Here is a 6,977-nt window from a genome sequence, read left to right as displayed (position 1 = left end):
TTCGGGCAAGGGATCGCGGATTTATGGCAAGACCAGCCATTACATCCATGACATGACCACGGTGCTGATCGATGGCACGGATTTCAACACCCGTGCGATGAGCGCCACGGAAGCCAAAGACACCATGGAACGCGCGGATCGTGTGGGGCAGCTTTATAAAAAGGTCCATGACGAAATCGCGCCAAGGCGGGATCAGATCAAATCAACCTTCCCGGAAATGAACCGCGGGCTTACGGGCTATAACCTTAAGGAAGCGGTATCTGACACCGGGGACATGAACCTGTCCTTCCTGATTGCCGGGGCCGAGGGCAGCCTTGGCATGGTCAAGGAAATCACCTTCCGCGTCATTCCGCTGCCGAAATTCAAGGCCGTCACGGTGGTGCGCTATGATAGCTTTGACAGTGCCCTTCGTCACGTCAAAACGCTGGTGCAGTTTGACCCGGTGGCGATTGAAAGCATCGATGACAAGGTCATGAAACTGGCCGAGCAGGATGAAAGCTGGCACATGCTGGGAAAGCTTCTTGGCACGGAAAACAGCAATACGCCGACACGCGGCTTTAACGTCGTCGAGTTCGTTGGAGAGGCGGAGGCCGAGGTTGCGGCCAAACAAGCCGAGCTTAAATCCTACCTTGAGGCCAACCCAAATGCCGACTTTGCACCCATCGGCTTTGTGCAGGCGACGGACCCTGCGCAGATCGCCGCCATCTGGTCGATCCGGGCGAAATCGGTGGGCTTGCTCGGCAATCTTGAGGGCAAACGCCGCGCCACCCCGTTTGTCGAAGATACCGCCGTGCCGCCGGAAAACCTTGCCGATTTCATTGCCGAGTTCAGGGCATTGCTGGATGCCGAGGGGCTTGATTACGGCATGTTTGGCCATGTCGATGTCGGGTGTTTGCATGTCCGCCCGCTGCTTGACATGATGGATGAAGAGGACGAGGCCCGCATCCGGCGCGTTTCGGACGCGGTGGCGGAGCTTACCAAACGCTATAACGGCCTGATCTGGGGCGAGCATGGCAAGGGGTTCCGGGGCGAATACTCCCCCGTCTATTTCGGGCCGGAGCTTTACGATGTACTGCGTCGCATCAAGGAGGCGTTCGATCCCGAAGGGCAACTTAACCCCGGCAAGATCGCCTCGCCCTACAGCAAAAACACACCGATCACCGCAATCGACGAAGCCCCTATGCGCGGCCAGTTTGACCGCCAGATCGAGGATGCGTTGCGCGATGAATACCTGAACGCGACGCGGTGTAACGGCAACGGGGCGTGCTTTAACTGGGATCTGATGGATGCCATGTGCCCGTCCTATAAGGTCACGCGATCGCGTGTGCATTCGCCCAAGGGCCGGGCCGGAATGATCCGCGAATGGATCCGCCAGCTTTCTGTTGGCACCGATCCGATGAACAAGGATCTGGCCGTCATCAATGGTCGGGATTTTTCCCATGACGTCTATGAGGCGATGGCCGGTTGCCTGTCGTGCAAGGCGTGTGCGGGGCAATGCCCGGTCAAGGTCGATATCCCGGAAATGAAATCCCGGTTCCTTGAGACCTATCACACGCGCTACAAACGCCCCATCAAGGACCATGTGATTGCATCGCTTGAAAGCATGGCACCCCTTCTGGCAAGGGCGCCGGGGCTGTTTAACGCGCTGCAATCCATCCCACCGATGCCCTGGATCTTCAAACGCTTCATCGGCCTGACAGATCTGCCGAAACTCCATCGCCAGAGCCTTAAATCAGCCTTGCGCCAACGCGGTATTGGCAAGTTCAAGCAGGCGGAGCTGGATAGCCTAAGTGCTGATGAAAAGGCCAAGTCGGTGATCCTTGTGCAGGATTGCTTTACCACGCATTACGACACCCATGTGGTGCTGGCGCATGTCGACCTGTTGCAGCGTCTTGGATATCGCGTTTTCGTGCCGCCCTATCGCCCCAATGGCAAGGCGATGCATGTGAAGGGGTTCCTTAAACGCTTTGATTATCAGGCGAAGCAAAATGACATCGTGCTGGGCAAAATCGCGCAAGTTGGAATTCCAATGATCGGGATCGAGGCCAGCGTGACGCTGACCTACCGGCAGGAATACGCCCAACGCCTTTCAAACCGCCCGGATTACCGCGTCCATCTGTTCCATGAATGGCTGGCGGGCGAGATCGAACACGGCCGCCTGACCCCGCCCAAAATTGATAACGGCGTTAACATGGGCACGACTAAGGCCCCGGCAAGCCTGTTCCCCCATTGCACGGAAAAGACGTCGCTTCCCGATGTTGGCGTGAAATGGCAGAAAATCTTTGATGCGTTTGGGCTAAAGCTCACCACGGAGAAAACCGGCTGCTGCGGCATGGCCGGTGTTTATGGCCACGAAACCCGCCACCAGGAAACCTCGCGCGAGCTCTATGACCTGAGCTGGAAAAAGAAGGTCGATGCGATGGGCCCACAAAACATGCTGGTCACCGGCTATTCCTGCCGCTGTCAGGTGGACCGCTATGAAGGGGGCAAGCCTCAGCATCCGGTCGAATACCTCGCCAAACGTGTTGCATAGGAAACCCCATGATCCGTCACATCGTTCTTACCAAATTCAAGGCCGAGGTCACCAAGGCCGAAATCGACAGCCTGTTCGCCAAACTGGCCGACATTCAAAACCACATCCCCGGCATGCGCGGCTTTGACGGCGGCGTTTCGGTCAGCCCGGAGGGGCTTGAACAAGGCTTCCGGCACGGATTTTCAATTGATTTTGACGATGCGGCGGCACGTGATGCCTATCTGGAACATCCAGAGCACAAGGCCTTGGGCGGGCAGTTGGTTGGCCTGCTTGACGGTGGTGTCGCCGGGTTGGTGGTGTTTGATCTGGTTGTTGAGTGATCTGTGTAGTCGCGACGTTTTAAGATCAACCTCCCCGCTTCCTTAATCACCTGTATGAACCGAGTATTGCAGTATGGCCGGTATCTATGGCCACGAAACCCGCTATCAGGAAACCTCGCGCGAGCCCTCTGGCATGAGTTGGAAAAAGAAGGTCGATGCGACGGGTCTTTAGAACATGCTAGTAACTGGCTATTCTTGCCGCTGCCAAGTGGGCCGCTGTGAAGGGGTGAAGCCCAGCATCCAGTCGAGTATTTGAACAATGTGGTAGGTAGAGCTTATAAAACGGTACTTGAGTTTTATAAGCTCTACCTACAACATTATTTGCCCGTTATTAATTATACTGAAACCGGCGTCAGCACCTATCCATTCGCTAACGGCTCATGGCAACCCCACTGAGTCTGCCATCCTCTCAATTGTACGGTCTATGCTTCTCTGGACATCCGTCTCGTTAACGGGTAATCGCGTTGTCTTCAACTCAACCCCAAGCGCACGGTACATCGGTAAAGAGATACTTGGGAACGGAAGAGCCACAAGTATAAGGGTTCCGAATCTATTTGGCCAAGTTGCCAACCATTTATCACCTAAGGCGTTACGTTGAATCAACGGACGTCGTGTCACCACAAGTTTTCGAATATCTGCGTTGATTTTGTGCTTATGACGCCGAAACAACTCCACTCTGTTCTGGCCCTCATCTGCAATAAATATCGGTAGGTCTTCTACCTGAATGTAGATTGCACGATTGATTCCTCCGGGCGGAGCTGCATTTAGCTTGCTGATAATTTCTAGGGGATTGCTAGGCACAGAATAGTTCTGCCACGAGCAACCGAGAACATGTTCGGGGTCTACAGGCCGATAATCTCTAGTAGCCCCGATTTCGAACTTAACGCCAGGCAGCATGTACTGAAAGTAATCAATCGCAATCGTACGAGACGACAACGTTCGATAACCAGACGAACTATTCACCGTTAAGTCAAAGATATCTTTGAAATTCCGGAACTGAAGAAATGCTCGTTGTTCTAGCATTTCGTGCCCAGGGAATTGACAGCTACTTCCCAGTTTCTCTGACAAGTTTTCAAACTCGTTTAGAATAATGCAGCGAATTTTCTGAAATGCAGATATACGTTGGGGAAGTAGAAACTCAGTATCCAACACCTTGCTCGCTTTACTGTTTATGTTTTTGCGCACAATGAGACCCAGAATCCTGAAAGCCTGATTACCTTAAAACCTTGCTCCTCTGAGACATGCTAGCTCCAAGACCAATTTGCGCTGATCATCAATCATGATTAAATTTGATCTATGAGTTCAAAACATTTCTTCGAAATCTGACGGCATCATTCTCCGCCCAGTCGTTCCCATGTGACGCTTCGGTTCCAGCCCGACCAATCGATATGCGTTATGAACTCCGGCTTCACTTTCGCTGCTAGGTAATCTCTCGATGTATACCATCGACAGTGCTGCAAGCATGCTTGTAGCCGCTTTAATGTCATTTCCACGTACCCCAGTATAGGCTTCGATTTTGTCAAAGCCTATGTGAGCCATATTCGTCTGACGCGAACGATGACATGCGAACAGCAGATAAAGCTTCAACGCGTTCAACTCTGCCTTCTTGCGAAGATAAAACTCTTTGAAGGGTTGTATTTCTCCTCCTGAGTAAAGGCGGGCAACGGGGAGCATGCAATACCCCTGTGTTGGTTCGAAGCCAACCAGTTCATAGTGTCCTCGCTTTTCCCCCGTCGCAACGATATCTCGACCAAGAAGGAGCTTAAGTCCGCTGGACACCTTTGCACGGCTTATTCCTGTAGCCGTGCAAAGCTCGTCATATGTCCTGTTCGAAACTCCGGTTTCCTGATCCGCGCCATGGACTAAAGCAATCAGAGTCATCAAAGCAGCTGTTTCATCACCACCGCCGCTTCCCCAACGAAAGCGGGTTAATTCGCGATCATGAATCCATTGAGTTGGCAGACGAACCCAGTTGTCCTTTTTCATTTTTTCACTCCGGAACCTGATAGTCGGAATACTGCGTAGATCGCAAACAAGGCTAAACAGACGACACCTAAGCTCACTAATAACGCAAGAACGGTAGGAGTTAACGTCGCTAGGGTCTGAACTAACTTAATCGCTTCGCTCATATTTTTTGCTCCATCAAGACTGTTGGGCGACTGATGAAGAAAAATTTAGCGAAGACTATTTTGTATATTTAGAAACACTATCAGCGAAAATTACGTGTATACCCCAAATTAAATTAATTATTTCAATATTTTAAAAAATCTTCTTTAGTATATATAATAACCTATTTTAGTTCATAAGACACTGTAAGTGAACTAAACGCCATTTTCCTGAGTGCATAAACAAGAATAGCATTGGAATCCTCAATGCGACTTTCAATCAAAAAAGACAGCATCTTGTTGACGTGAACAGCTAAGAGATCAGCGACTTGGGTTTAATTGAACTAGGTTGTGATAAGCCGAAATCCAGATTTCACCATAGGTGGCGCTAGCATTTTCTGAATGATAGGTGGTTTGGGACAATCTTTTGTATCGCAGCGGCGAAGGCAAGGCTGAGTTTTTCAATGCTGAGACACGCAAAAGGCAGCCCTGAATTGAGGCTGCCTTTCATTTTCGATTAGTGGGATTCTCAACCCTTGCACCTGATGTCACGTGAATGAGGGTGTGCGCTGGCGGTTGTTTGCGACCGCCTAATTAGACTGACTTGGGTGTCACGAGATTAGACTTCTGCCGGGCCAAGTAATTGCCGTCGCCCTTCTGGCCGGTGACTTTGCCGTCCTTGACCACGGTTTTGCCGCGCACGATGGTGTGGACGGGCCAGCCTTTGACTTCGAGGCCTTCATAGGGGCTGTAGTCGCAGCCCTGTTGCAGGATGTCGTTGGTGATGGTGACGTTTTTGTTGGGGTCCCAAAGGGCCAGGTCGGCGTCCGAGCCAATCGCGATGGTGCCCTTTTGCGGGTACATGCCATAGAGTTTGGCGTGGTTGGTCGCGGTAAGTGCGACAAAGCGGTTGAGGTCGATGCGGCCCTTTTGCACGCCTTCGGAAAACAGGATTGGCAGTCGGGTTGCCACACCGGGGATGCCATTGGGGATCCAGCGGAAGCTTTTCTTGCCCTTTTCATTGAGCTTGCCTTCCGGGTCGTTAAAGCGGAACGGGCAATGATCGGACGAGAACAGGTCAAACACACCGCGTTCCAGACCATCCCAACAGGCGTCCTGACTTTCCTTGTCACGTGGCGGCGGGGAGCAGACGAATTTGGCGCCTTCGAGTTCGTCCTGATCAAGGTCATCAGCGGTCAGCATGAGATATTGCGGGCAGGTTTCGCCGACGACCTTGGAGCCGCGTACACGGGCGCGTTCGATTTCTTCCATCGCCTGCTGGTTCGACACATGGACAATCACAATCGGGGTATCAACAATTTCGGCCAGTGACAGCGCACGATGGGTGGCTTCGCGCTCAGCCGCGATGGGCCGGGTCGTGGCGTGGGATTTGGCGGAGAATTCGCCGGCGGCTTCGTGCTGGCCGATCAGGAAGCGAATGGCGTCCTCGTTCTCGCAATGGACCAGAACGAGTGCGCCGGTATTGCGCGCGGCATCAAGGGTATCGAGGATTTCATCATCGCGCAGCCGCAGGTTTTCATAGGTCATGAAAACCTTGAACGAGGTATAGCCGTCCTCGACCAGGGCCGGGAGTTCCTGGCCCAGCACGGACGGGGTCGGGTCGGTGACGATCAGGTGGAAGGCCACATCAATATGGCAATTGCCATCCGCCTTGGCGTGATAGACGTCAAGCGAATGACGCAGGCTGTCGCCCTTTTCCTGCATGCAGAATGCGAGGATCGAGGTATTGCCGCCGATGGCCGCCGAACGCGTACCGCTTTCGAAATCATCGGCCATGACGATGCCATCGCCGGATGGCTGATCAATATGCACGTGGCTGTCGATCCCGCCCGGCATAACGTAAAGCCCGGTGGCATCAACGATGTCGTCCGCGCCGGTCAGGGCATCGGCGATGGCGGCGATCTTGCCATCCTTTATGCCAAGATCGGCAACATAGGTGTCGCTGGCGGTAACGATGGTGCCGTTTTTGATGATGCGGTCAAACTGCATGATGTGGCC

General features: G+C 53.0%; 4 protein-coding genes. 2 read left to right on the top strand and 2 right to left on the bottom strand.

Annotated elements, in window-relative coordinates; translation table 11 throughout:
• A partial coding sequence (locus B2R48_RS04795; RefSeq protein WP_296998390.1) for an FAD-binding and (Fe-S)-binding domain-containing protein occupies window positions 1-2,533 on the top strand: 2,533 nt, incomplete at its 5' end.
• An 8-nt stretch (window positions 2,534-2,541) separates the two neighbouring features.
• Window positions 2,542-2,853, top strand: a complete 312-nt coding sequence (locus tag B2R48_RS04790; protein WP_296998387.1) for a Dabb family protein — start codon at window positions 2,542-2,544, stop codon at window positions 2,851-2,853.
• A gap of 1,302 nt (window positions 2,854-4,155) precedes the next feature.
• Here B2R48_RS04790 and B2R48_RS04785 read toward each other — a convergent pair.
• On the bottom strand, window positions 4,156-4,839 hold the full coding sequence (locus B2R48_RS04785; RefSeq protein ID WP_296998385.1) for a hypothetical protein: 684 nt from the start codon (window positions 4,837-4,839) through the stop codon (window positions 4,156-4,158).
• A 713-nt stretch (window positions 4,840-5,552) separates the two neighbouring features.
• A complete protein-coding gene (hydA, locus tag B2R48_RS04780) occupies window positions 5,553-6,968 on the bottom strand; it encodes a dihydropyrimidinase (protein ID WP_296998384.1) in 1,416 nt (471 codons plus the stop codon).
• Window positions 6,969-6,977: the final 9 nt, after the last annotated feature.

The organism is Thalassospira sp. UBA848 (genome assembly GCF_002295455.1).
Taxonomy (GTDB): domain Bacteria; phylum Pseudomonadota; class Alphaproteobacteria; order Rhodospirillales; family Thalassospiraceae; genus Thalassospira.
Note: the sequence above shows the minus strand (reverse complement) of the source record. Positions and strands in the feature narration are given on the sequence as shown.

Coding starts and splice junctions, on each gene's coding strand:
- B2R48_RS04785 (WP_296998385.1), bottom strand. CDS start 4,839: ATGAAAAAGGACAACTGGGTTCGTCTGCCAACTCAATGGATTCATGAT.
- hydA (WP_296998384.1), bottom strand. CDS start 6,968: ATGCAGTTTGACCGCATCATCAAAAACGGCACCATCGTTACCGCCAGC.
- B2R48_RS04790 (WP_296998387.1), top strand. CDS start 2,542: ATGATCCGTCACATCGTTCTTACCAAATTCAAGGCCGAGGTCACCAAG.